General features: G+C 69.8%; 17 protein-coding genes, 1 tRNA gene and 1 pseudogene. 3 read left to right on the top strand and 16 right to left on the bottom strand.

What is annotated here, in order from left to right; translation table 11 throughout:
* Positions 1–152 precede the first annotated feature (152 nt).
* The gene (locus J0695_RS01885; protein ID WP_206959469.1) at positions 153–617 is read right to left on the bottom strand and encodes a carboxymuconolactone decarboxylase family protein; all 465 of its coding nucleotides are present in this window, start codon (positions 615–617) and stop codon (positions 153–155) included.
* 47 nt (positions 618–664) lie between these two features.
* On the opposite strand from J0695_RS01885, the gene pdxR reads away from it, so the two are divergent.
* Positions 665–2,092: a MocR-like pyridoxine biosynthesis transcription factor PdxR gene (gene pdxR / locus J0695_RS01880; protein WP_206959467.1), complete on the top strand. Its 1,428-nt coding sequence runs from the start codon at positions 665–667 to the stop codon at positions 2,090–2,092.
* A 75-nt stretch (positions 2,093–2,167) separates the two neighbouring features.
* Here pdxR and J0695_RS01875 read toward each other — a convergent pair whose 3' ends face one another.
* The 8 genes from J0695_RS01875 to topA form a co-directional block, all read right to left on the bottom strand.
* On the bottom strand, positions 2,168–3,193 hold the full coding sequence (locus tag J0695_RS01875; RefSeq protein WP_206959465.1) for an MFS transporter: 1,026 nt from the start codon (positions 3,191–3,193) through the stop codon (positions 2,168–2,170).
* 510 nt (positions 3,194–3,703) lie between these two features.
* Positions 3,704–4,819, bottom strand: coding sequence for an RNA-binding protein (locus J0695_RS01870; RefSeq protein WP_307798362.1), 1,116 nt, complete (start codon positions 4,817–4,819; stop codon positions 3,704–3,706).
* A 55-nt stretch (positions 4,820–4,874) separates the two neighbouring features.
* Positions 4,875–4,948 (bottom strand) — tRNA-Thr (locus J0695_RS01865).
* 92 nt (positions 4,949–5,040) lie between these two features.
* Entirely contained in the window at positions 5,041–6,507 is a 1,467-nt protein-coding gene (locus J0695_RS01860) for a PstS family phosphate ABC transporter substrate-binding protein (RefSeq protein WP_206959463.1), read from the bottom strand.
* 122 nt (positions 6,508–6,629) lie between these two features.
* Positions 6,630–8,168 (bottom strand): alpha/beta hydrolase, encoded by a 1,539-nt coding sequence (locus tag J0695_RS01855; protein ID WP_206959461.1) that lies wholly within the window; start codon positions 8,166–8,168, stop codon positions 6,630–6,632.
* Positions 8,169–8,293: 125 nt separating this feature from the next.
* Positions 8,294–9,505: a DNA polymerase III subunit delta' gene (locus J0695_RS01850; protein WP_206959459.1), complete on the bottom strand. Its 1,212-nt coding sequence runs from the start codon at positions 9,503–9,505 to the stop codon at positions 8,294–8,296.
* Between the two features lie 162 nt (positions 9,506–9,667).
* Complete coding sequence (tmk, locus tag J0695_RS01845; protein ID WP_206959457.1) at positions 9,668–12,754, bottom strand: dTMP kinase; 3,087 nt, start codon at positions 12,752–12,754, stop codon at positions 9,668–9,670.
* A gap of 177 nt (positions 12,755–12,931) precedes the next feature.
* Entirely contained in the window at positions 12,932–15,760 is a 2,829-nt protein-coding gene (gene topA / locus J0695_RS01840) for a type I DNA topoisomerase (RefSeq protein WP_206959456.1), read from the bottom strand.
* Positions 15,761–15,929: 169 nt separating this feature from the next.
* Between topA and J0695_RS01835 the strand changes: the two genes are divergently transcribed.
* Entirely contained in the window at positions 15,930–17,525 is a 1,596-nt protein-coding gene (locus J0695_RS01835; protein WP_206959455.1) for a recombinase family protein, read from the top strand.
* 22 nt (positions 17,526–17,547) lie between these two features.
* Here J0695_RS01835 and J0695_RS01830 read toward each other — a convergent pair whose 3' ends face one another.
* The 7 genes and pseudogenes from J0695_RS01830 to J0695_RS01800 all read right to left on the bottom strand — a co-directional run bounded on the left by J0695_RS01830 (position 17,548) and on the right by J0695_RS01800 (position 24,402).
* A complete protein-coding gene (locus J0695_RS01830) occupies positions 17,548–17,745 on the bottom strand; it encodes a hypothetical protein (RefSeq protein ID WP_206959454.1) in 198 nt (65 codons plus the stop codon).
* Positions 17,746–17,911: 166 nt separating this feature from the next.
* Positions 17,912–18,400 (bottom strand): annotated as a pseudogene (locus J0695_RS01825) (serine/threonine-protein kinase); the annotation flags it as partial.
* A 90-nt stretch (positions 18,401–18,490) separates the two neighbouring features.
* A complete protein-coding gene (locus J0695_RS01820) occupies positions 18,491–20,029 on the bottom strand; it encodes a DUF7059 domain-containing protein (RefSeq protein ID WP_206959452.1) in 1,539 nt (512 codons plus the stop codon).
* 108 nt (positions 20,030–20,137) lie between these two features.
* A complete protein-coding gene (locus tag J0695_RS01815) occupies positions 20,138–20,725 on the bottom strand; it encodes a small secreted protein (protein WP_307798360.1) in 588 nt (195 codons plus the stop codon).
* 181 nt (positions 20,726–20,906) lie between these two features.
* Positions 20,907–23,249, bottom strand: a complete 2,343-nt coding sequence (locus J0695_RS01810) for a sodium-translocating pyrophosphatase (protein ID WP_206959449.1) — start codon at positions 23,247–23,249, stop codon at positions 20,907–20,909.
* Between the two features lie 201 nt (positions 23,250–23,450).
* The gene (locus tag J0695_RS01805) at positions 23,451–23,909 is read right to left on the bottom strand and encodes an ATP-binding protein (RefSeq protein ID WP_206959448.1); all 459 of its coding nucleotides are present in this window, start codon (positions 23,907–23,909) and stop codon (positions 23,451–23,453) included.
* A gap of 139 nt (positions 23,910–24,048) precedes the next feature.
* Positions 24,049–24,402: an STAS domain-containing protein gene (locus J0695_RS01800; protein ID WP_003967428.1), complete on the bottom strand. Its 354-nt coding sequence runs from the start codon at positions 24,400–24,402 to the stop codon at positions 24,049–24,051.
* Positions 24,403–24,593: 191 nt separating this feature from the next.
* Between J0695_RS01800 and sftH the strand changes: the two genes are divergently transcribed.
* Positions 24,594–26,604 (top strand): DEAD/DEAH box helicase (sftH, locus tag J0695_RS01795; protein ID WP_206959447.1); only part of this gene is annotated, 2,011 nt, incomplete at its 3' end.

Below are 26,604 nucleotides of genomic sequence, written 5' to 3'. Positions count from 1 at the left end.
ACACCGAACCCCGCCCCTCACCGCTCACGGCGACCCCCTCGGGGTCGCGCCCGCATAATCGCACAGAGCACTCAAGGCACTCCGGCGAGCCTGACGGTCGGTGAAGGCCGGGGTGGGGCTCAGGAGTTCCGGGCCCATCGGCGGCGCTCGTCTCAGCGGCGCTCGTCCGTGCCGGCGACCTTGGCGCCGGCGATCGCGATGCGGTTCCAGGTGTTGATCGTGAAGATGATCGCGAGGACGTGGGCGAGCTCGGCCTCGTCGAACTGCGCGGCGGCCTCGGCGTAGACGTCGTCCGGAACGCCGTCGGCCGCGATCAGGGTCACCGCCTCGGTCAGGGCCAGGGCGGCCTGCTCCTTGGCGGAGAAGTAGTGCTTCGCCTCGCGCCAGACCCCGACCATGTGCAGGCGCAGGTCGTCCTCGCCGGCCTTGCGGGCGTCGGTGACGTGCATATGGAGGCAGTAGGCGCAGCCGTTGATCTGCGAGGAACGGATCTGGATCAGCTCGACCAGCGCGGGGTCGAGACCCTCGCGGGCGGCGGCGTCGAAGCCGATCAGGGCCTTGAAGGCCTTCGGAGCGGCGGCGGCGAAGTTGACTCGGGGTGCGTTGTTGTTCGTCATGTTTACTAACCTAGGGCGCCAACAGACCTTCCAGGAGGTGCACTCAAGTGCCGGAATCATGGGTCAATTCAGCCGAACGCATCGGCTCTGACCTGCACCTCGCGCTGGCCGGGACCGGATCGCGCCGGGCGGCGCTCGGCCAGGCGCTCCGCGAGGCGATCCAGGACGGCCGGCTGGCCGCGGGAGTCCGCCTGCCTCCCTACCGGTCGCTCGCGGTCGACCTCGGCATCGCACGGAACACGGTCGCCGACGCCTACGCCGAACTCGTCGCCGAGGGCTGGCTGACCGCTCGTCAGGGCTCGGGCACCCGGGTCGCGGAACGCGCCGCTCCCGTCAAGCGTCCTCGCGTACCCAAGAAAGCGCCCACCGCCGGGTCCGGTGTGCCCCTGCACAACCTGCTGCAGGGAACGCCCGACGCCTCGTCGTTCCCGCGCAACGCGTGGTCGGCCTCGACCCGCCGGGCGCTCACCCATGCACCCCACGACGCGTTCGGCCCCGGCGACCCCCAGGGCCGGATCGAGCTGCGGACCGCGCTCACGGACTACCTCGCCCGCGTCAGAGGAGTGCGGACCACTCCTGAACGCATCGTGATCTGCGCGGGTTTCTCCGACGCGCTGCGCCTGCTCTTCGGCGGCGGCGTACTGCGCGGATCACTCGCGGTCGAGGCGTACGGCCTGGCGTTCCACCGTGCCCTGCTCGCGACCGGCGGGGTGCGGACCGTGCCGCTCGGCCTCGACGACCACGGCACCAGGACCGAGGAGTTGGCCGGCCATCGCGGCGTCCGCTCAGTGCTGCTCACCCCGGCGCACCAGTTCCCCATCGGCGGCCCGCTCAGTCCCGCGCGCCGCAATGTGGCGGTCGACTGGGCGCGGGCAAGGGGCGGGGCGGTGATCGAGGACGACTACGACGGCGAGTTCCGGTACGACCGCGAGCCGGTCGGCGCGGTCCAGGCGCTCGACCCCGACCACGTCCTGTACCTCGGCTCGACCAGCAAGAGCATCTCGCCCGCGCTACGGCTCGGCTGGATGGTGCTGCCGGAACGACTGGTCGACCCGGTGCTGGCGACGAAGGGCCAACGTGAGCGCTGGACCAGCGTCGTCGACCAGCTCACGTTCGCGGACCTGATCACCTCCGGGGCCTACGACCGGCACATCCGTCAGATGCGCCAGCGCTACCGCGACCGCCGTAACCGCCTGGTCGCCGCACTCACCGAACACACCCCGCACATCGAGGTCACGGGCATCGCCGCCGGTCTGCACGCGGTCCTGCGCCTCCCGCCCGGCACCGAAGCCTCCACCCTGAAGGCCGCCGCCTGGCGCGGCCTGGCCCTCGACGGCCTCGCGGACTACCGGCACCCCGCGGCAACGACGCCCCCGCTCGACGGCCTGGTCGTCGGGTACGCGACCCCACCCGACCACGCCTACGCCGCCGCCATCGAGGCGCTCTGCCAGATCCTCCCGCCCACCACCACCTAGCCCGGGCACGCACGCCACAAGCCCCGCCTCGGGAACGGGCGGGACCGGGCGGGACCGGGCGAGGGCAGTGCTCCATCAGGCCTTACGAAGCCGGAAGGCGGCGATGGTGGTGAGGACGATGCCGGCGACCGTACACCAGATGGCGGTCCGGAGGCCGTCGGTGGTGGCGGAGGCGAACTCCTCCGAAGAGGCTTCGGGGAGGCCGGAGTTGGCCACGGCCACCATAAGAGCGAGACCCATGGCGCCGCCGATCTGCTGGCTGGTGGAGGCCAGGCCGGAGGCGATGCCCTGATCGGCGGGGGCGACGTTACGGGTGGCGGCGCCGAACATCAGGGTGTAGCCCGCGCCTTGGCCGATCCCCAGGAGTATCAGCCCGGGAACCAGGGCCAGATAGGAGCCGTCCACGGAGACGGTGGCGCCGACGGTCGCCGCACCGAGCCCGCCCACCACGAGCGAGGCGATCATGATCGCGCGGATGCCGTGGCGGGTGGCCAGACGCCCGGCACCCTGGGAGCCGGCCGCGATCGCGAGCATCGGGACGAGGAACGCCATGCCGGTGCGCATGGCGCCGTAACCGTGCACGCTCTGGAAATAGACGGTGAGGAAGTAGAGCAACGTACCGAACGTGCCCATGTAGAGGAACGTGATCAGGGTGCCGGTCGTCAGGTCGCGGTCACGCAGCAGCCGCAACGGCAGCAACGGGCCGGAGCTCCTGCGCTCGATCGCGATGAACGCACCCAGCAGAACGGCGCCGAGGAGTGCGGCGCCGACGACGGTCGCCGAACCCCACCCCGACTCCGGTCCCTGAACCAGGGCGAAGACGATGAGGGTGATGCCCACGGTGGAGGTCAGCGCCCCCGCGAGGTCGAGCGTACGGCCGGTGGCCCGCGGGGCATCGGGTGCGATCAGCGGGAAGGCGAGGAGCGCGGCCAGCGCCGCAAGCGGCACGTTCACGTAGAACACCGAGGCCCAGCCGAACGCCTGGGTCAGCAATCCCCCGAGCAGCGACCCGAGGATCATGCCGCTCCCACCGGCCGTACCCCACACCGCGAAAGCCCGGTTGCGTTCGCGCCCCTCCGCGAATCGCGCCGCCCGCTTCATCGCAACCGACGGGCCCTGGGACCGTTGGGTGGGCGCGCTCGAGTACCTCCAGGGCGATCCCGGCTACTCGCCTGCACGGCAACGCCAATGGCTGGACGGACAGGCCGCCTTCGCGGATGGCTGGTCGCACCGCTAGCTTGCCGGCTTCTGAGATGGCGATGGTCGGACATCCACCGTCAGGCCGCACCTGACGGTAACCGACCTCCCGCGCAGTGGTGTTCGCTACCGGGCCGGCGCGACCAGTACTCACGGGCGGTTGGCCAGTACGTAATCGCGGTATTCGTCGCCGGCCATGGACTGATTCACCCAGCGTTCGCGTAAGGCTCCGGTGCTGATTTCGGCAACGTTCCTGTCGGTCCGAGGAACTGCTCGACGGTACGCCCCCGCTTGAGGGCACCGAGGATGAATGGTTCTGCCAGGTAGCGCACGGCGGAAGATTACGTCTCGATGAGAATGCGGATCCATATCCTCGCCCGCGCTCCGGATCCTCTGCAAGCGTGGCAAGCGTGCTCAGCCTTGGGAACGGCGGAGTGCCCACTCCCGGTCGCTCGGCGTCGACTCGGTCCGCCAACGAGCCCGCAGAACTCCGTCGTTGTCAGGCATGACAGCGGTACACAGAGGCGCACTCTCACCCTCGTATACGGACATGATCGCGGCGGCCGAGGCACAGGCGATCCGGGCGGACAGTTCCGGGAACTCGTCCTCGTCGGCGATGGCGCTGTGCATGCGGCCGTCCTCGTCCTGCCAGACGCCTTCGACGAGTCCCTCCTCGGGGAGGGCGCCCAGAACGGCGTCGATGTCGCTGGACAGGCGCGGCCAGACGGCCAGACGGGCCCGGGGAGCCAGTCCGGCGCGCACCGTTTCGATGGTCTCGCGGGTGAGGTGGTGCCATCGCGAGGCACCTCCGAGATACGTCTCCTCCAGGATTCCGGCGCGACCTGTGGCGACGGCCCGGTGCAGGTCGGACCAGAATTCATCGTCGCCGGGCCGCTGCACGCCTTCCTGCCCGGCCTCGAATGCGTACGGGGATACAGCCATACGTTCCGGGAACAGCCCGAGCCCGCGGGTGCGGGCCAGCGCCTTCTCGCAGGGTCGGCTGCTGCTGATGTACAGGTACTGGTCCCATCCGACGTGGACCGCGAAGGTGTCCTCCACCTCCAGCCGGCACCCGGCACCGCTGTCACGGAGCATGATCCGCACCAGCTCCAGTGCGAGGTCGAGCGATACCTCTGCCCCGTCGTAGAAGCCGGCTGGGCCGAACGGGAAGAGGCCGTCCAGCCCGAATCCGTCCACCGGAGGCTCGACGCCGAAGTGCGCGAGGGACGGAATCTGGGGTTCACGTACAACCAGGTGATCGATGGCGGTGTCCCCGGCGAACGACGCGACCGCCTGAAGATAGGCCGCCTCGACCTCGCCGTGGTCGCTGACGGTGTCCTCAGAGCCGGTGTAGTGCCCATGCTCGTCGCGGTCGGCGGGGTCGTATTTGGTGACGCGGTAGACGTAGGTCAGCACGCCCCCATCTTTCTGCATGTACTCCCACACCGCGCCTGAGGGCTGGACGCCGATGTCCAGCAGGCCGTGCGGCTGCCTTCCCCTCCACGACATCTCGGCCGTGCGGCCCGCCACACCCCGGGCATGAAAAAACCCCAGGTCACGGCGAGTGAGTCCTGGGGTAATTCCGGGCCGCCTTCGGGATTCGAACCCGAGACCTACGCATTACGAGTGCGTTGCTCTGGCCAGCTGAGCTAAGGCGGCATGTGCTGTGCACCATGGTGCGGTCAGCAGCGGAGCCAAGTCTACAGGGTTTAATGTCGTGCTCCGGACCACCCCCGGGACCCCTCCCCAGGTCAGCCGCAGAGGCCCCGGGCCTGGGGTTCGCACGGGTAGTTGCCTGCTGCTGTGATCGCCGTCTCGCCGTGCGGGCCCGCCAGGTGGTCCAGGAACGCGGCCGCCGGGGAGCCTGCGGGCGGGCGGCCTCGGGTGTACGCGTACTCGATCGACCAGTACGGGTAGCGGCCTGACTTCACGGCGGCGAGGGTCGGGGTGACGCGGCCGAGGGAGACGGTGAGGGTGTTCCGGCGGGACGTGGAGGCGGCGGCTCCCGCGTCGGCGTAGCCCAGGGCGCCTGGGGTGGTGTCGACGGCCGCGAGGAGTTCGTCGGTGGTGGGGCGTTCGCAGCGGATCGTGGGGGTGGCGAGGTCGCGGTCGGCCGTACGGCAGTCGCCCGAAGTGGTCGGGGGCTCCGGGTGGTTGGCGAGGATCTTGGACTCGAAGATCTGGCGGCTGCCCGAGTCTCCGTTGCGGCCCACCAGGCGGACGGGGAGATCGGCGCCGCCCAGGGCCGACCAGTTGCGGATGCGGCCCGCGTAGAGGTCGCGGAGCTGGGGGAGGGTGAGGTTCTCGATCTTGGTGGAGCGGTTCACCACTACGCGGAAGACCGTCACCGCCACCGGGGCGCCGGTCAGGCCCGACTCGTTGCCCGGCAGGCGGGTGTCGCTGAAGGCGATCCGGGCCGAGGTGGTGACGGAGCGGGTGCCTGCCGCGCTGCCGTCGAGTTCCACCTTGATCTGTGCGGAGCGGGGGCAGGCGGAGCGGTAGCTCTTCACTGCCCGGTCGAGTACCGGCTTGAAGGCGGTGGAGCCGATGACCGTGAGCGCGCCGGTGGGGCAGGAGGACGTATCGGAGGCACGTGGGGCGGTCACGTAACCCGCGAGGAATCCCAAGCCCAGGGTGAGGAGGAGCGCGGAGTTACGGAAGGCCTTCGCGCGCTCCACGCGGGCGTGGCCGCGGACGATGTCGCCGCCGCCTATGTGGCCGTTGAGGCGGATGTCGCCGCTGTGCGGGCCGTCGAGCAGGAGGAGGAGCTTGAAGTGGTCCTTGCGCTTCATCGCGAAGCGCGGGATCGGCAGGCGCTCGCCGGTCGCGTGCAGGCCCGGCGGGCGGCGCAGGGTGTCGAGGAGGACGTCGCGCTCGACCTCGACCGGCTCGACGTGGATGAGGGTGCGGCCGGGGAACCGTACGTACAGTTCGTGCTCTATGTCCTCCGAGCGCAGTTCCTGGAAGCCGACGTTCTCGATACGCAGGAGCACCAGGCTCGCGGACTCGCCCGGGGACCCGTCGGAGGGGCCCGTGCCGGGCGGGCGGAGGCGGACCGCGCCGCCAGGGCCGTCACGGACGATGCTGATGGGGATGTTGAGCTGGATGCGGTACGCGATGCGGTGGCGAAGGCGGTAGTACTGCCACAGGCCGGTGCAGGCCGAGGCGAGGACGGTCGCGATCACCGCCCAGAGCGCCTGGCTGAGTTCCGTCGACATTGCCGTCCCCCCGAGGCCGAGCCGAGAGGACCGACGGTAACCGCGAGAACTCCCGCCCCAGCGGCCACGAGGGGCCCAGGGACGGGAGTTCCGGAGGTTGTTGAGGGGCTGTCAGATTCTGTTCACCGGCAGGTCTTGCCGGTTGACGGAACCGTGCCTTCCAGGAGGTAGGTGTTGATCGCCGTGTCGATGCAGTCGCTGCCGCGGCCGTACGCCGTGTGGCCGTCCCCCTCGTACGTGAGGAGCGTGCCCGAGTCGAGCTGGGAGGCCAGGGACTTGGCCCACTTGTACGGGGTCGCCGGGTCTCGGGTCGTGCCGACCACCACGATCGGGGCCGCGCCCTTCGCCTCGATGCTGTGCGGGCGGCCGGTGGCCGGGGTCGGCCAGTAGGTGCAGTTCAGGGCGGCCCAGGCGAAGCCCTCGCCGAACACCGGGGAGGCCTTCTCGAAGGAGGGGAGCGCGGCGGTGACCGCGTCGGGGCCGGTGAAGGACGGGGGCGAGTCGAGGCAGTTGACCGCGGCGTTGGCGAACATCAGGTTCGCGTAACTGCCGTTCTCCTGACGCTCGTAGTACGAGTCGGCCAGCGAGAGCAGGCCCGCCCCGTCGCCGTCCATCGCGCGGGTGAGCGAGGCGCGCAGTTCGGGCCAGGCCGCCTCGTCGTACATCGCGGCGATCACACCGGTGGTGGCGAGGGATTCGCCGAGCTTGCGGGACTGGCCGGTGGGGACGGGCTTCGCGTCGAGCGTGGTGAAGAACTTCTTCAGGTTGGTGGAGGCGTCCGCCACGGAAGTGGTGCCCAGCGGGCAGTCCTCGTGCTTGATGCAGTCCGCGGCGAAGGACTGGAAGGCGGTCTCGAAGCCGGCTGTCTGGTCGCGGTTCATGTCGATCGCCGGGAGCGAGGGGTCCATCGCGCCGTCCAGGACGAGGCGCCCGGTGCGGTTCGGGAACAGCTGGGCGTACGTCGCGCCGAGGAAGGTGCCGTACGAGGCGCCGAGGTAGTGGAGCTTCTCGTCGCCGAGGATCCCCCTGAGGATGTCCATGTCACGGGCCGCCTCGACCGTGGAGACATGGGGCAGGACGGTGGCCGAGCGCTTCTCGCAGCCCCGCGCGAAGTCCTTGAGCGCGATGGTCAGCAGGGTGGTCTCGCCGGCGTCGTCCGGGGTCTGGTCGACCTGGGTGTACGCGTCCATCTCCTTGCCCGTCAGGCATTCGACGGGCTCGCTGCGGGCCACACCGCGCGGGTCGACGGCCACCATGTCGTAGCGGGCCCGGACCTGGGCGGGGTAGCCGATCCCCGCGTACCCCTGGAGGTAGTCGACCGCGGAGCCCCCGGGGCCGCCCGGATTGACCAGCAGCGAGCCGATCCGCTTGCCGGGTCCTGTGGCCTTCTTGCGGGAGACGGCGAGCTTGATGTCGCCCGAGGAGCTCTTCGCGTAGTCGAGGGGGGCCTTCATGGTGGAGCACTCGAAGCCGGGGGCACCGCAGGAACGCCAGGTCAGCTTCTGCGCGTAGTACGAGGTGAGATTCGCGGCCGGAGCCGCTTTGGGTGACGCGGACGCCGAGGCGCTCGGGGTCGAACTCCCCGCCGTACAGCCCGTGATGAGCAGGCCGGCGGTGGCCAGTGTGGTCGCGAGGGTGGAGAGCAGGCGCCTGGTGTCCATCCCCGGAGCGTAGTCGGGTGTTGACGCGCCGTGTACTTTCACGCTCGTACGGGTGAGCCGTCAAGCCGGGGCAACCGCGGGGGCCACCGCGGGGGCCACCGCAGGGGCCACCGCAGGGGCCGCTGTCAGCCCGCGCGCAGGGCCACCGTCATCGCCTCGACGGCCAGAAGCGGTGCCACGTTCCGGTCCAGGGCGCGGCGGCAGGCGGTGATCGCCTCGATGCGGCGCAGCGTGCGCTCGGGGCCGGAGGCGCGGGCGATGCGGTCGAGTGCGTCGCGTACGTCCTCGTTGGAGAGGGGCACCCCGGAGCGGAACTGGAGGGCCAGGACGTCCCGGTAGAAGCCGGTGAGGTCGGTCAGCGCGAGGTCGAGGCTGTCGCGCTGGGTGCGGGTCTTGCGGCGCTTCTGCCGGTCCTCGAGCTCCTTCATCGCGCCCGCCGTGCCCCGCGGCATCCGGCCGCCCGCGGATGCGCCGAGCGCCGTCTTGAGGTCCTCGGTCTCCTTGGCGTCCACCTCCTCCGCCATCTGCTTGGCGTCGTCGGACGCCGCGTCGACCAGCTCCTGGGCGGCCTTGAGGCAGCCGCCGATGTCGTCGACGCGCAGCGGGAGTTTGAGCACGGTGGCGCGGCGGGCCTTGGTGCGCTCGTCGGTGGCGAGCCGGCGGGCGCGGCCGATGTGTCCCTGGGTGGCGCGGGACGCGGCCAGCGCGACCTGCGGGTCGATGCCGTCCCGGCGGACGAGCAGATCGGCGACCGCCTCGACGGGCGGCGTGCGCAGGGTGAGGTGGCGGCAACGGGAACGGATCGTGGGCAGCACGTCCTCCAGGGAGGGCGCGCAGAGCAGCCAGACCGTGCGCGGGGCCGGCTCCTCGACCGCCTTGAGCAGCACATTGCCCGCGCCCTCGGTGAGGCGGTCGGCGTCCTCCAGGACGATGACCTGCCAGCGTCCTGTGGCCGGCGAGAGCTGGGCGCGGCGGACCAGGTCGCGGGTCTCCTTCACACCGATGGAGAGCAGGTCCGTACGGATCACTTGGACGTCGGCGTGGCTGCCGATCATGGCGGTGTGACATCCGTCGCAGAAGCCGCAGCCGGGCGCGCCGCCGAGGGCACGGTCGGGGCTGACGCACTGGAGAGCGGCGGCGAAGGCGCGGGCGGCGGTGGACCGGCCCGATCCCGGCGGCCCGGTGAAGAGCCAGGCGTGGGTCATCGTCGACCTGGACACATCGGGGGCGGGTACGCCGGTGGCCGCGGCGGTGACGAGTGCGTCGGCGTCGCGGGCGGCGGAGGCCAGCTGCGACTGGACCCGGTCCTGCCCGACGAGGTCGTCCCATACGGCCATGGTGCTCGCCCCTTTGATGTGGCTTCGTGCGATGTCCCCATTGTGGGGCAGGGGTCTGACAACAGGATCCGCACGGGGCTCTGGTCCGCAATCGCCGGAGGGGCAGATCAAGCCCGTCCGGCGATTGAGGACCAGCGGCCGAAGGCCGCGCACCAGCCCCGGCTAGCGCCGCCCTCGGCCCTTGCGCCCGCTCCCGCCGTTCTCGTCGTCGTGATCCCCCAGCAGCTCGTCCGCCAGCGACGGCAGATCGTCCAGCGGGGTCTCCTCGGCCCAGTCCGAGCGGGGCCGCGGCTTGGCCGGGTCGACCTTGGGGATCTCCCGGGTGCGCTCGTTCTCGCCCTCCGGCGCGGCCTCGTCGCGGAAGTAGCCGCGCGGCGCACGGTCCTCCCGTACCGGCGGAAGCACCGCCGTCTCCTCGGCATCCCGGATCTTCGGGATCACCGTCGTCTCCTGAGCATCCTGGATCTTCGGGATCACCGCGGTCCGGTCGGCGTCAGGCACCCGCGGCATGACCGTGGTCTCCTCCGCGTCCGCCGCGGGACTCCGCACCGGCTGGGTGATCTCGTTCGCACCGACCACCGGCGTCTCGACCGTCGTCTCGGCAGCCGAAGCCCCTGCCTCGGCCGCAGCCGACGCGGCGGCCGACGAGGCAGCGGACGAAGCGACCGCAGCCGCCTCGGCCTCCGCCAGACGCCGTGCCTCCTCGGCGCGCAGCAGCGCCTCCTCGGCCTTGCGCTGCTTCTCGCGGCGGCGTTCGTCCGCCTCCGCCCGCAGCCGGTCCTCTTCTTCCTTCTGCCGGCGCAGCCGCTCCTGCTCAGCGGCGCGCGCCCTCTCCTCGGCCTCGCGGCGCAGCCGCTCCTCCTCGGCGAGACGGCGCGCCTCCTCGGCACGCTGCCGTGCCTCCTCGGCCTGGCGCTCCTCCTCGCGGCGGCGCGCCTCCTCGAGTTCGAGGCGCTTGCGCTCCTCCTCCTCGGCGCGCAACTTCGCCAGCTGGGCCTGGCGCTCGGCCTCCAGCCGCTCCTCCTCCGCCTTGCGCGCGGCCTCCTCGTCGGCGAGGCGCTTGGCCTCGGCCTCGGCGGCCTTGCGTGCGTCCTCCTGGGCCTTGACCTCGGCCTCGGAGAGCGGGAGGAGCTGGTCGAGCCGGTGACGTACGACCGTCGTGATCGACTCCGGTTCCTGCCCGGCGTCCACCACCAGATAGCGCCCGGCGTCCGCAGCGGCGAGGGTCAGGAATCCGGCCCGTACCCGCTGGTGGAACTCCATCGGCTCGGATTCCAGCCGGTCCGGCGCCTCAGTGAAGCGCTCGCGCGCGGTCTCGGGCGAGACGTCGAGGAGGACCGTCAGATGCGGTACGAGACCATGCGTCGCCCAGCGGTTGATGCGGGCGATCTCGGTCGGGGAGAGGTCACGGCCCGCGCCCTGGTAGGCGACGGACGAATCGATGTAGCGGTCGGAGATGACGATCGCGCCGCGCTCCAGAGCGGGCCGTACGACCGAATCGACGTGCTCCGCGCGGTCGGCCGCGTACAGCAGCGCCTCCGCGCGGTTCGACAGACCCGCGCTCGACACATCGAGCAGGATCGACCTCAGCCGCTTCCCGATCGGCGTCGCACCCGGCTCCCGCGTGACCACGACCTCGTGGCCCTTGGCCCGGATCCACTCGGCGACCGCCTCGACCTGTGTCGACTTGCCGGCTCCGTCGCCGCCCTCCAGGGCGAGGAAGAAACCGGTGGCCGACTGGGCCTGCGCCGGGTCGTCGCCGCCGCGCAGCGCATCGCGCAGATCGCGGCGGAGCGGTACGCCGGAGCGGTCGTCGGTCTTGGCCAGTACGAGCGCCGCCACCGGCAGCAGCAGCGCGCCGACCAGCATCAGCGTGAAGGCGGCCCCGCCGTGGGCGAAGACGAACGTGCCGTCGCCGAGATGGTGCGGGCCGATCGCGGCGGCGAGCAGCGGGGCGACGATCGCGCCGAGCGCGATCGCGACCCGTACGACGGCCTGGAGGTGGTCGGTGGTCCGCGCACGGCGGAACTCCTCGGTCTCCAGGTCCACGAGGGTGTGCGCGGTGGCGGCCGCGACTCCGGCCGCGTAACCGGCGAGCGCCGCGATCAGCAGGACGGTCGCCATGTCGGGGACAAGGCCCATCGCCAGGAGCGCCACGCCGGTGAGCGCGATGGCGATGGCGAGCAGGCGGCGGCGCGAGAGGGCGGGCAGTACGGCGGCCGCGCTGCGGATGCCCGCGCCCACGCCACCGATCAGAACCAGGACCATGAGCGAGAACGCGGCAGGTCCGCCGTGCAGGTCGATGGTGTGCAGCACGGCGACGGCAGCGGCGGAAGCAATCGCTCCGGCAACGGCTGCGGCGGCCAGCACGAGCAACGGGGTCGCTCCGGTACGGCCGTTGTCCGGGCCGTTGCCGGTCGAGGGCCTGCGCAGACCCTCCAGCGGGGAGCGCGGCCGGGGCGTCTGGCCGCCGGGCAGCTCAAGGAAGTACAGCGTCGATACGGAGGCGGAGAAGAGCCCCGCCGCGACGTAGGAGCCGAGGGCCGCCTGGTGCACGGAGAACCAGTCGATGCCCGTACCGAGAAGCCTCCCGATCAGCGTCGCGACGAGAAGCGCCGCGGCCGCGAGGGGGATCGCCACAAAGACCGTACGGAGGGACAGCCTGCGCAGCGCGTCCATGTGGTCGGGCAGCGGGCGCACCGCGGCGCCCTCGATCGGCGGGGACGGGAGCAGGGCGGGTGCCGCGCTCTCCTTGGCCGCTGTCCAGAAGCGCTCGGCGACTCCGCCGAGGAAGACGGTGACCAAGAGGAAGGCGAGGGCCTTGTCCGGGGTCCAGTCGATCCACAACGGTGCGACGACGAGCAGCGCGAGGCGGATCCCGTCGGCGCCGATCATCGTCCAGCGCCGGTCCAGCGGCCCTCCGGGCGCGGTCAGCGCGGAGACGGGTCCCAGCAGCACCGCCCCGAAGAGCAGCGTGGCAAGCACGCGGGCGCCGAAGACGGCGGTGACAGCGAGGGCGGCACCGCGGTAACCGCCCCCGAAAGATCCTTGCGTGATGGCCGCCTGCAACGACAGCAGCAGAAGCACGAGGAGGGCGAGGGCATCGCCGGTCGCGCCGACAAGGTGAGCGCTCCACAACCGCCTGAGCGGGGGGAAGCGCAGCAATGCCCGTACGGCGCGCTCGCGTGAGTCTGCGGCTAGTTCGTCGGAGGTGGGGCTCACGACCGTTGGCTGCTCGGCTCGCGTCATCCGCCCAGCCTATCCGGAGCGTGCAACTCCCTGCCGGGCGCACCCGAACATCTGTCCTCGATCGCCGGACGGGCTTGGACTTTCAAGCCCGTCCGGCGATCGAGGACGTCATTCAGCCCCTCAGGCAATTGATTGAGGAGCGGGGGGCCGGGGGCAGAGCCCCTGGACCCCCGGCTTCTACTCGTCCGCCGCCGAAGCCGAAGCCGCAGCCTTGGCGGTCGCCTTCTTCGCCGGCGCCTTCTTGGCCGCCGTCTTCTTGGCAACGGTCTTCTTCGCCGCAGCGGCCGTCGTCGTCTTCTTCGCCGCGGCCTTCTTCGCCGGCGCCTTCTTGGCCGCCGTCTTCTTCTTCACCGGCCCCTTGGCACGCTTCTCGGCGAGGAGTTCATAGCCGCGCTCGGGCGTGATCTCCTCGACGCTGTCGTCGGTCCGCAGCGTCGCGTTGGTCTCGCCGTCGGTGACGTACGCACCGAAGCGCCCGTCCTTCACGACGACCGGCGCCCCGCTCACCGGGTCCGTGCCCAGTTCCTTCAGCGGCGGCTTGGCCGCGGCCCGGCCGCGCTGCTTCGGCTGGGCGTAGATCGCCAGGGCCTCGTCCAGCGTGATCGAGAAGAGCTGGTCCTCCTCGGTCAGCGACCGCGAGTCCGTGCCCTTCTTCAGATACGGGCCGTACCGGCCGTTCTGAGCGGTGATCTCCACGCCTTCCGCGTCGACGCCCACCACACGCGGCAGCGACATCAGCTTGAGCGCTTCGTCCAGCGTGACCGTGTCGAGCGTCATCGACTTGAACAGCGAAGCCGTCCGCGGCTTGACCGCGTTCTTGCCGGTCTTCGGCGTGCCCTCGGGCAGCACCTCGGTCACGTACGGCCCGTACCGGCCGTCCTTCGCCACGATCTGGTTCCCGGAGACCGGGTCGGCGCCCAGCTCGAAGTCCCCGCTCGGCTTGGCGAGCAGCTCCTCCGCGTACTCCACGGTCAGCTCGTCGGGTGCCATCTCCTCCGGCACGTCCGCGCGCTGGTGGTTCTCGGAGTCCTTCTCGCCGCGCTCGATGTACGGGCCGTACCGGCCGACCCGCAGTACGATCCCGTCGCCGACGGGGAACGAGGAAATCTCCCGGGCGTCGATCGCACCCAGGTCGGTGACGAGATCCTTGAGCCCGCTGAGGTGGTCCCCCTCGCCGTTGCCGACGGCCGCGGCCGCGCCTGCCTGGTCGTCGCCCTCGCCGAAGTAGAACCGCCGCAACCACGGCACCGCCTGCGCCTCGCCCCGCGCGATGCGGTCGAGGTCGTCTTCCATCCTGGCGGTGAAGTCGTAGTCGACGAGCCGTCCGAAGTGCGTCTCGAGCAGGTTGACCACGGCGAAGCTCAGGAAGGACGGCACGAGTGCCGTGCCCTTCTTGAAGACGTATCCGCGGTCGAGGATCGTCCCGATGATCGAGGCGTACGTCGACGGGCGGCCGATCTCGCGCTCTTCGAGCTCCTTGACCAGCGAGGCTTCCGTGTACCTGGCCGGCGGCTTGGTCGCGTGCCCGTCCACCGAGATCTCCTCGGCCGACAGGGCGTCGCCCTCGCCGACCTGCGGGAGGCGTCGCTCGCGGTCGTCGAGCTCGGCGTTCGGGTCGTCGGCGCCTTCGACGTAGGCCTTCATGAAGCCGTGGAAGGTGATCGTCTTGCCGGAGGCGGAGAACTCCGCGACCCGGCCGTCGCTCGATGTGCCCGCGATCTTCACGGTGACCGAGTTGCCGACGGCGTCCTTCATCTGGGAGGCGACGGTCCGCTTCCAGATGAGCTCGTACAGGCGGAACTGGTCGCCGGTCAGCCCGGTCTCGGCCGGGGTGCGGAAACGATCACCCGAAGGGCGGATCGCCTCGTGCGCCTCCTGCGCGTTCTTGACCTTCCCGGCGTACGTACGCGGCTTGTCCGGCAGATATTCGGCGCCGTACAACTGCGTGACCTGCGCACGGGCCGCCGTGATCGCGGTCTCGGAGAGCGTCGTGGAGTCCGTACGCATATAGGTGATGAAGCCGTTCTCATACAGCTTCTGCGCGACCTGCATGGTGGCCTTGGCCCCGAAGCCCAGCTTGCGGGAGGCCTCCTGCTGGAGCGTCGTCGTACGGAACGGGGCGTACGGCGAGCGGCGGTACGGCTTGGACTCGACCGAGCGCACCGCGAACGCGGTGTCGGCCAGTGCGGTGGCGAGCGCGCGGGCGTTCGCCTCGTCCAGATGCAGGACCTCGGACTTGAGCTGCCCTGTGGAGTTGAAGTCGCGGCCCTGGGCCACCCGGCGGCCGTCGACGGTGTTCAGCCTGGCCAGCAGGGTCGACGGGTCGGAGGCGTCGCCCTTGCGGCCGGTGGAGAACGTACTGGTCAGGTCCCAGTACTCAGCAGAACGAAAAGCGATGCGCTCGCGTTCCCGCTCGACGACGAGCCGTGTCGCGACGGACTGGACACGCCCGGCGGACAGCTTCGGCATGACCTTCTTCCACAGGACCGGCGATACCTCGTAGCCGTAGAGACGGTCGAGGATGCGGCGGGTCTCCTGGGCGTCGACCATGCGCGTGTTCAGCTCGCGCGGGTTCTCGACGGCGGCGCGGATCGCGTCCTTGGTGATCTCGTGGAAGACCATCCGGTGGACGGGGACCTTGGGCTTGAGGACTTCCTGCAGATGCCACGCGATGGCTTCGCCCTCGCGGTCCTCATCGGTGGCGAGGAAGAGTTCGTCGGACTCGGCGAGAAGCTCCTTGAGCTTCCTGACCTGGGCCTTCTTGTCTGCGTTGACGACGTAGATGGGCTGGAAGTCGTTTTCGACATCCACGCCGAGGCGGCGCACCTCACCGGTGTACTTGTCCGGCACCTCTGCGGCGCCGCTCGGGAGGTCGCGGATGTGCCCGACGCTCGCTTCGACGATGTAACCCGGGCCGAGATAGCCCTTGATCGTCTTCGCCTTGGCGGGCGACTCGACAATGACGAGTCGGCGGCCGCCGTGTGCGGTCTCGCTGGTCGGGGACAACGTGGCTCTTCTCTCCGGTCGACGCTCAATGGCTGTGCTGTTCGCACGGTGACGCTGCGGAGTGTGACGGTACATCCCGCCCCGGTGTCAAATGGCCGAAGTTCATAACGGCCACTCGAACGGTATGTAAATCTATCGCTTAAGCATCACAGTAACCCTGGGGGCACAGATGCAGGCTACGTCCACTTGGGCCCTCGCGCCCGAACTGTCCGAAGCTCTGGCTCGCGGCACAACCACCAGGGAATGGATTGGAGACCGCCGCCCCGTCTGCTCCTACGCGCGGATCAGCGAGGAGAAACAGCAGGCCGCAGGCGTCGCCCGACAGCATCTGAACAACACCGCCGCAGCAGTCCCCCTGGGCCTCGCCGTGGTCGCCCACTACACGGACAATCACCTCACGGCAGCCGATCCCGCCGTATCACGGCCAGGGTTCCTGCAGATGGTCCGGGATCTGCGCGCCAGACAGACAGCGGAAGGAGTTCCGGTCAGCGGAATAGTCGCCGTCGCGGCAGACCGCGTGTACCGCCTTCCCTCAGACCGTCTGCGCGTGCATCGAGCTCTGACCGTGAACGACGACGGCTGTTTCTACGCGGTCGACGAGCATCGCTTCGTCGAACTGCATCGCACTGCTACCGATGGTGATGCCTGGGACGGCGAGGTGACGGCGGTCAGACAACGAACCGCTCGCTCCGTCCGGGACCGTGCGAGGGAGGGCAAGCAGTCGGGGGGGCACCGGCGCTTTGGCTGGCTCCCCGGGGACAGGCGGCAGGACCGGCCGCACAACCACGAGTTGGACCCGGTCGAATCCGCCTGTCTCAGAAAGATGATCGGCATGCTGCTGTCCGGAGAGTCCAGCGAGTCGGTCAGCGCGTGGCTCAACAATGAGGGCGTTCCCACCGTGCGCGGTGGTCGATGGACCGGCAATACCGTACGGAACATCGTCAGCAACCCAGCCATCTGCGGATACCGGATGCTGGACGGCGAGCTGGTGACCGACCTCGCCACAGGTGCACCTGTGGTCGGCAGCTGGGCCGCCGCCGCCACGGTGGATGAGTGGAGAAGACTCGCAGCGCTGTACCCCGGCCACTACCGCATCAATGCGGGGACCCTGAAGGGAGATCCCGCTCGCAGCGTCAAGCGCCGGAAGAGCCCAGACCCGGAATCCGCCCGGAAATACCTGCTGTCGGGAATCGTCCGCTGCGGAAAGCCGGATGAGCACGGCCGCCTCTGCGACTCCAAGATGGTCGGCAATCCGCCGAGCAGGCCGACCGGACGCCCCTCGTACGCGTGCAAGCTTCCGTCGTGCCGTGGAGTCGCCCGGCAAGTCGCCCTGGTGGACGAGGCCGTCGAGGGATACGTGATCTCGGCTCTGACCGAACGGTACGGGGCCGAGCAGCCCTCAACACCGTCCTGGCACGGACAGGGCGTCCTTGACTCCTTGCGGGAGCGGGCTGCGCTCCTCAAGAGGCAGTACGCCCACGGCGGCATAGCGCCTCACGATTTCTTCGACGTGCTCTCCGAATTGAACGCTCACATCGCGGAATCCGAGAAGGACGGAGCAGACTTCACGGCCCAGCAGGCCACCGCGAACGCGTTCGCAGGGTTCAGCCGAGACCGCTGGCAGACGTTCGGCCTCGCCCAGAAGCGCAAGGCGATCAGCGCGGTCGTCCAGGCCGTAGTCGTCAGACCTCTACCGAAGGGAAGAGCGAGGCACGCTCCCTTCGATCCCTCATTGCTTGAGTTCGTCCCCCCACGGGTCAACTGACCCGAAGAGTCAAAGACCGGGCTCACAGCCGTGTGAAACACCACAGTCCGAGGGCGAGAAACGCCACCCCGACGAGCCCGGCGAGCACGCCGGAGACCGCTGGGCTCACTCCGTACGCGACCGGCGCACGGTGCAGGGTGCGCACACCTGTCCACAACAGCAATGCGCCGCCGAACAGCACGAACACCGCCCCGGCGAAGATCGCAGGCGTGCTTTCCATGACCCGTACCGCCCCCCGCATCCAGTCCCGCTCCCCTGACCACTCAGGAAATCAAGGCTGACCCCCACGGAACGCGCCAGGGACACGACAAGGCGGCGCAGAGGCGAACCGTGGGTGAACGCCGGACACGGGCCCCTTCGCGCTCCGACCACCCCGAGCCCGACGCACCCACCACACCGGGTGCCGGCAGAATATTGGCCGGTTTCACTTCCCGGCGGAGGATCCCGATCCGGTGCCCGGCCATCAGCGCGTCAAGAACGGCGGAACCGATCCTGGCCGTCTCGGCGGGCGACAGCGGCCCCGACTGCCGCACCAGCGCCTGGAGATCGATCGCATCGGGCACGAACTCCATGACGATCCACGGGAGTTCGTCATGTACCACCACATCGTGGACGGTCGCGACGTACGGATGACCGCGGAGCCGCGCCGCCTGCCGGGCCTCGCTGCGCGCCCGCGCGATCCGCGAGGTGCGTTCGTCCTGGTCCATCGTCACGCCGTCCGGAACGGCGATCTCCTTCACGGAGACCTCGCACGCCAGCCCCTGGTCGTACGCGAGCCAGACCCGTCCCATCCCGCCCGCACCGAGCTTGCGCAGCAGCCGGTAGCGCCCGGCGACGATCCTGCCCTCGCCCTGATCCGGCGTCTCCCCCACCATGGCGCCTCCCCCGAGACAGCACTCTCCGCATCCCTACGACGGTAGCCGCGAAGCCGCCCCCCACAGGACCCCTTCAGCGGGGAAACCCGCTCACTCCACCCCCGCTCCCCCCGTCGGCTCCAAGAAGCCCTCCTCCACCAGCACCCGGATCGCCTCGGGCGTCCGGTCCCTGAGCACCACCGGGTCCTCGTCGAGCAACTGTGCGATGGCGTCCAGGATCTGTCCGGCCGTCAGCGTCCCGTCGCACACCCCGGCGAAGCCGGCCCCGACCGAGTCCACCTTCGTCGCCCGCCGCATACCGCGGTTCTGACGGAGGATCACATGCTCGGGGTCCTCCGCCCCGGGAAGCCCGACCTGCTCCTGCACCACTTCCTCCACCAGCCGGAACCGGTCGGCCAGCAGCGCCGCGTCGTCATGCGACCGCAGGTAATCCTGACGTGCGAAATGCTCCCGTACGGCATCGCCCAGCGGCTGCTCGACGGGGTGCGGCCACTCCTCCGTCACGATCGAGGGCCGATCGGACCCCGACTTGTACAGCGTGATCCACCCGAAGCCCACGGCCCTGGTCTTGCGCGCCTCGAACTCGTCCAGCCACGCCTCGTACCGCGCCGCGTACTCGGCGGGATCCGTCCGGTGATCCCCGCTGTCCCGCAGCCACAGCTCCGCGTACTGCGTGATGTCCTGCACCTCGCGCTGCACGATCCACGCATCGCACCCGCGCGGCACCCAGGACCGCAGCCGCTCCTGCCACTCCTCGCCCTCCACGTGCTGCCAGTTGGCGAGGAACTGCGCGAACCCTCCCTCGTTCAACCTCTCCCCTGCTCCCTGAACGAGGGAGCGGCAGAGATCGTCCCCGCCCATCCCGCCGTCCCGGTAGGTCAGCCGGGCCCCCGGCGAGATCACGAAGGGCGGGTTGGAGACGATCAGGTCGTACGTCTCGGACTCCACCGGCCCGTAGAGCGAACCCACGCGCAGATCGGCCTCCCCGGCACCCGACAGCGCGAGGGTGAGCCGGGTGAAGTCGAGCGCCCGCAGATTGAGGTCCGTGGCCGTCACGCTCGTCGCGTGCCGCGAGGCGTGCAGCGCCTGGATGCCGGACCCCGTGCCGATGTCCAGGGCCGTCCCGACGGGCGTGCGCACCGTGATCCCGGCGAGCGTGGTGGACGCCCCGCCGACGCCGAGCACCACCCCTTCCCCGTGCCCGCTCGCCCCGCCGGCCCCGCCGACCGCGCACCCCAGGTCCGAGACGATGAACCAGTCCTGCCCCTCGGGCCCGCCGTAAGGACGCACGTCCACGCTCGCCCGTACGACGTCGGCGCCTTCGTCCCCGTCCCCGTCCCCGTCCCGCACCAGCCATCCCCCGTCGAGGCACAGCTTGAGCGGCAGGGCGGCGGCGGCCCGCCCGGCCTCCACGGACTCCTGCAGCAGAAACAGCCGCACCAGCGTCTCGAGCAGGCTGTCGCCGCGCGTGGCGCGCAGTGCGGGCACCGTCTCGCTGCGGGCCAGCGCGGCGTACGCGGGCGCGCCGAGCAGATCGAGCAGCCCGTCCGCGGTGAAGGCGGCGGCGAGCAGGGCCTCGCGCAGCTCGGAGGAACGGTCGGACGCGGGAAGACTGGTGCTCGTACTCACCCGCCCATTGTGTCCGTCCGCACTGACAACGGCAGCATCACGGCCCGGCACCCCTGAGGGCGCCGGGCCGTGAGCAATCCGTGGAGACGTGGAGACGCAGCGAAAGCGCTACGACTTGGTGGCCGAAGCCGACGGCGAGGCCGACGAGGTCGGTACCTTGCAGCCGGGCTGCTTGGCGAGCGCCTTGCCCACATCGCCCTGCTGCAGCTTCTCGACCGCGCCGCTTCCGGACTTGTTGATCGCGTCCAGGCCGTCGGAGACCTTCGCCAGACCGTCGGCGAACTTCTGCTGGTCGCCGGTGTCCAGCGCCTTGACCTGCTTCACCAGCGCCGCATAGGCCGCCGAGGCGGTGTTCAGCTCCTTCACGGCGTTCTGCTGCAGGGTCGCCCCGTTGTCGACGGGCGGTGCGCCCGCCTTGGTCAGGGCCGCGGCAATGGCCTTGTCCGCGTCGGACAGGTCCTGGAACGCGGCCGCGTCGGCCTTCTGGATGTCGGCGGGCTTGCCGTCGGCCGCAGTGGCGACGATCTGCTGGTTCGCCTTCGTGCTCTTCGCCAGCTGCGGCTGGATCTGCCCGCAGAGTGTCTTGGCCCAGTCGTCGAGTTTCTTGTTGCCGTCATCGCTGCTGCATCCCGACAGGGACACAGACAGCACCAGTACCGCACCGCCGGACAGCGCGGCAGCAAGCTTCTTGTTCACCGGATTGGTCCCTTCCAAGGCTCTCGGCCCCGGAACTTACACGCCAAGTGGGCTACATTCGCGTGTCGTACACCCGTTCCGTCCGGTATTGCAGCCATTTGCACCAAGCAGATGGAGGGAGACAAGGCTCACCACCACCCCGCAAGCCCGCCGCGGAATGGTGGTGAGGGAGGGGCGGAGGTTACGAAACCACCGCCGGGTCCGGTGACTTGGCCACCCGCTCGTTGTTGCCCTCGTCGCCCACGGCGATCCCGCGCCGCTTGGAGATGTACACCGCGCCGACGATGACGAGGATCGCGACCGTCGCCACGACCGCACGCACTCCGGCACTGGCGTCCTCGCCGTAACTGAACTTGACGACCGCGGGCGCGATCAGCAGCGCCACCAGGTTCATCACCTTCAGCAGCGGGTTGATCGCCGGCCCGGCCGTGTCCTTGAAGGGGTCGCCGACGGTGTCGCCGATGACGGTCGCCGCATGGGCCTCACTGCCCTTGCCGCCGTGGTGCCCGTCCTCGACGAGCTTCTTCGCGTTGTCCCACGCGCCACCGGAGTTGGCCAGGAACACGGCCATCAGGGTCCCGGTGCCGATCGCACCCGCGAGGAACGAGCCGAGCGCGCCCACGCCCAGCGTGAAACCGACCGCTATTGGTGCCAACACCGCGAGCAGCCCGGGCGTGGCGAGCTCCCGCAGCGCGTCCCTGGTGCAGATGTCGACGACGCGCCCGTACTCCGGCTCCTCGGTGTAGTCCATGATCCCGGGATGCTCGCGGAACTGCCGCCGCACCTCGTAGACCACGGCCCCGGCCGAACGTGACACCGCGTTGATCGCCAGCCCCGAGAAGAGGAAGACGACCGCGGCCCCGAACATCAGTCCCACCAGATTGTTGGGCTGGGAGATGTCCAGGCTCAGGCCCAGTTCGCCGGACTTGGCGTTCACGTCCTTCACCGCGGTGGCGATCGCGTCACGGTACGAACCGAAGAGCGCCGAGGCGGCGAGCACGGCCGTGGCGATGGCGATGCCCTTGGTGATGGCCTTGGTGGTGTTGCCGACGGCGTCCAGGTCGGTGAGCACCTGGGCGCCCGCTCCCGTGACGTCGCCGGACATCTCCGCGATGCCCTGGGCGTTGTCGGAGACCGGTCCGAAGGTGTCCATGGCGACGATGACGCCGACGGTGGTGAGGAGCCCGGTTCCGGCCAGGGCCACCGCGAAGAGGGCGAGCATGATCGACGTACCGCCGAGCAGGAAGGCTCCGTACACCCCGAGGCCGATCAGCATCGCGGTGTAGACGGCGGATTCGAGCCCGATGGAGACGCCGGCGAGCACGACGGTCGCCGCGCCCGTCAGCGAGGACTTGCCGATGTCCCTGACGGGGCGTCGGGTGGTCTCGGTGAAGTACCCGGTGAGCTGCTGGATCAGGGCGGCCATGACGATCCCGATGGCCACGGCGATGAGTGCCAGGGTCCTCGGGTCGCCGCTGTGTCCGCTGATCGCGGTGTCGGTGACGCCCTTCAAGTCGGCGTACGAGGACGGCAGGTAGGTGTAGACCGCGACCGCCACCAGGGCGAGCGAGATCACCGCCGAGATGAAGAATCCGCGGTTGATGGCGGACATCCCGCTGCGGTCGGTGCGCCGCGGGGCGACCGCGAAGATACCGATCATCGCGGTGAGCACGCCGATCGCCGGGACGATCAGCGGGAAGGCGAGGCCGTAGTCGCCGAAGGCGGCCTTGCCGAGGATGAGGGCGGCGACGAGGGTGACGGCGTACGACTCGAAGAGGTCCGCCGCCATGCCCGCGCAGTCCCCGACGTTGTCGCCCACGTTGTCGGCGATCGTGGCGGCGTTGCGGGGGTCGTCCTCCGGGATGCCCTGCTCGACCTTTCCGACGAGGTCGGCGCCGACATCGGCGGCCTTGGTGAAGATTCCGCCGCCGACCCTCATGAACATGGCGATGAGGGCCGCGCCGAGACCGAATCCCTCAAGAACCTTGGGGGCATTGGCCGCATACACGAGGACGACGGTGGAGGCGCCGAGCAGGCCGAGGCCCACCGTGAACATGCCGACCACACCGCCCGTGCGAAAAGCGATCTTCATCGCTTTGTGGGAGACAGCGGTGAGATCCTTTTCCGGCTCGCCCTCCCCGGGGGTCGCTTCTCGCGCGGCAGCGGCCACACGCACATTTGCCCGTACGGCCAGACGCATACCGATGTAGCCGGTGACCGCGGAGAATACCGCGCCCACCAGGAAGAACACCGAACGTCCAATGCGCTGCGACCAGTTGTCCGAGGGAAGCAGGAAGAGCAGGAAGAACACGACGACGGCAAAGACGCCGAGCGTGCGCAACTGCCGCCCCAGATAGGCGTTCGCGCCCTCCTGTACGGCTGCTGCGATCTTCTTCATGGAGTCGGTGCCCTCGCCTGCCGCCAGTACCTGGCGCACCAGCAGCTGGGCGACGAGCAGGGCCGCCACAGCCACCACGGCGATGACGATCACGATGATGCGGTTGTCGTGGGTCAGTACCGCCATTCGTCCTCCTTGACGCTTGACGCTCAAAGCTCAAGATGTGGACGGATTGTAGGGAGCGGAACCTGATCAAAACAGTGGGCTGCAAATGGAATTGACCTTCGACTTAATGGGCCAGAACCATTCACTCCCATAAAGGATCTAGGAGAAAAGAAAAAGGCCCTGCTCAGCAGGGCCGTAAAAAGAATCAAGAAACTCTGGTGTTTACGGAAGAACCGTCGCAGGAGTGGTCGGCCAGCTCATGCGGATGACGCCTCCGGACACGCTGGAGGTCACTTCGACGTCGTCGACGAGACCGCTGATGACCGCGAGACCCATCTCGTCCTCGCCGTCGTCGTCGGAGTCGGCGCCGGACACGGACGGATCCGATGCGCTGCGCGCACCGGGGACCGATGTGGCCGCACCGCCCGGGCCCGGGACTTCGTCCCCGACCTCGATGGAGAAAGTCTTCTCCTCCTCGGTCAGCACGACCCGTACGGGCGCCGTGATGCCATGGGAACGGTGCAAGCCCACCGCACGCGAGCACGCCTCTCCGACCGCGAGCCTGACCTCGTCCAGTACCGCCTCGTCCACGCCGGCCCTGCGGGCCACGGCAGCCGCCACCAGACGGGCCGTCCTGACATGTTCGGGCTGGGCGCTGAAGCGGAGTTCAACGGTTGCCATGCGATCCCCCTCAGACCTTCGGACGTGTCGGCACACGGACGTTCAGACACGTGAGCGTTCAGGCATGCGCGCGTACGAGCGTGCATCCCAGGGGACCGGGCTGGGAGCCCGGCACCCCTGTGTTCTCTTCCGGAAGCCGTCAGTCGGTAGCTGCGACGGCTTCGTCGACCGTGGTGTGAATGGGGAACACCTTGGTCAGACCGGTGATGCGGAAGATTTTGAGAATGCGCTCCTGGTTGCAGACCAGGCGCAGCGAGCCCTCATGGGCACGCACACGCTTCAGGCCGCCCACCAGCACGCCGAGTCCGGTGGAGTCGAGGAAGTCCACGCCCTCCATGTCGACAACCAGGTGGTAGCTGCCGTCGTTCACCAACTCGACCAACTGCTCGCGCAGCTTGGGCGCGGTATATACATCAATCTCGCCACCGACCTCGACGACCGTACGGTCGCCACCAGGGCCGGACACATTGCGAGTCGACAGGGACAGGTCCACGGATCCTCCAGCACCTTGCTCAATTGTGGCGTCGCCCGGTGGCCTGCCCGGACGAACCAGGGGGCGGATCGCCAGCCGCGTTGGCATTCAATCACGGAGCAACCCCGCTGTGGCGGGGACAACCAAGGCCACCGACGACCGGGCAACGCCTGTGATGATTGTCCACCACACCAGTGACACACTCAGTGCCAATGGCTGAACTGACCCACTCCAGTCCTGACAGGCCGAACGCAGGTGCCCGGCCCCTCCCAGGCATGGTCCTCGATCAGCTCGCATCGCGGCAGGGGAGAGCTCCACGCATCACTCATACGGAGCACTTGCCCCCTCGTGCGGGAACCCATGCCGTCTGGCCCGATCGCATCCGGTCAGAAGTGATCTCCGCCATCCACGCGAGTGGCATCGAGCACCCCTGGACCCACCAGGCGACCGCAGCCGAGCACGCCCTGGACGGTGAGTCCGTGGTCATCGCCACCGGCACCGCCTCCGGCAAGTCCCTCGCGTACCTCGCCCCGGTCCTCTCGGCCCTCCTGGACGGCTCCGAGGCCCCCAACGGCCGCGGCGCGACCGCGCTCTACCTCGCCCCCACCAAGGCCCTCGCAGCCGACCAGCGCCGCTCGGTCAAAGAGCTCGCCGCTCCGCTCGGCAACGCGATCCGCCCCGCGGTGTACGACGGGGACACTCCCGTCGAAGAACGCGAGTGGGTGCGCCAGTACGCGAACTACGTCCTCACCAACCCGGACATGCTGCACCGCGGGATCCTGCCCTCCCACCCGCGCTGGTCGTCCTTCCTGCGCGCCCTGCGCTATGTCGTCATCGACGAGTGCCACACCTACCGCGGTGTCTTCGGCTCCCATGTCGCCCAGGTCCTGCGCCGTCTGCGCCGCCTCTGCGCGCGCTACGGCTCGCATCCCGTCTTCCTCCTCGCCTCGGCCACCGCCGCGGATCCCGCGATCGCCGCGGGCCGCCTCACCGGCCTGCCGGTCAAGGAGGTCGCCGACGACGCCTCACCGCACGGCGAACTGGTCTTCGCCCTCTGGGAACCCCCGCTCACCGAACTCCACGGCGAACAGGGCGCCCCCGTACGCCGTACCGCCACCGCCGAAACCGCCGACCTCCTGACCGATCTGACGATCCAGGGCGTGCGCTCGGTGGCTTTCGTACGCTCCCGGCGCGCCGCCGAGCTCATCGCCCTCATCGCCCAGGAACGCCTGGCCGAGGTGGACCGCTCCCTGGTCCGCCGCGTCGCCGCCTACCGCGGCGGCTATCTCCCCGAGGAACGCCGCGCCCTGGAACGTGCCCTGCACTCCGGCGACCTCCTGGGCCTGGCCGCCACCACCGCACTCGAACTCGGAATCGACGTGTCCGGACTGGACGCCGTCGTCATCGCCGGCTACCCCGGCACCCGTGCCTCGCTCTGGCAGCAGGCCGGCCGGGCCGGCCGCACGGGGCAGGGCGCCCTGGCGATCCTGGTCGCCCGCGACGACCCCCTCGACACGTATCTGGTCCACCACCCCGAAGCGCTCTTCGACCAGCCCGTCGAATCCACCGTCCTCGACCCCGACAACCCGTACGTCCTGGCCCCCCACCTCTGCGCGGCCGCCTCCGAGATCCCGCTCACCGAGACCGATGTGGAGCTCTTCGGCCCGGCGACCGCCGATCTGCTGCCCCAGCTGGAATCGGCCGGGCTGCTCCGCCGACGGGGCAGGTCCTGGTACTGGACCCGCCGCGAGCGCGCCGCAGACCTCACCGACATCCGGGGCGGGGGCGGGCGCCCCGTCCAGATCGTCGAGGCCTCCACGGGCCGCCTCCTGGGCACGGTCGACGAGGGGTCGGCCCACACCGCCGTCCACGACGGCGCGGTCCACCTCCACCAGGGCCGTACGTACCTGGTGAAACACCTGGACCTGGAGGACTCGGCGGCCCTGGTCGAAGAGGCCAGTCCGCCGTACTCCACGACCGCCCGCGACACCACCGCCATCTCCGTCCTGGAGACCGACACCGAGATCCCCTGGGGATCGGGCCGCCTCTGCTACGGCTCTGTCGAGGTCACCAACCAGGTCGTCTCGTACCTCCGCCGCAAACTCATCACCGGCGAGATCCTCGGCGAGTCGAAACTCGACCTGCCGCCCCGCACCCTGCGCACCCGTGCCGTCTGGTGGACGGTCACCGAGGACCAGCTGGACGCCGCCCGCATCAACCCGG

This window comes from Streptomyces beijiangensis, assembly GCF_017315755.1.
GTDB classification, from domain to species: domain Bacteria; phylum Actinomycetota; class Actinomycetes; order Streptomycetales; family Streptomycetaceae; genus Streptomyces; species Streptomyces beijiangensis.
Note: the sequence above shows the minus strand (reverse complement) of the source record. Positions and strands in the feature narration are given on the sequence as shown.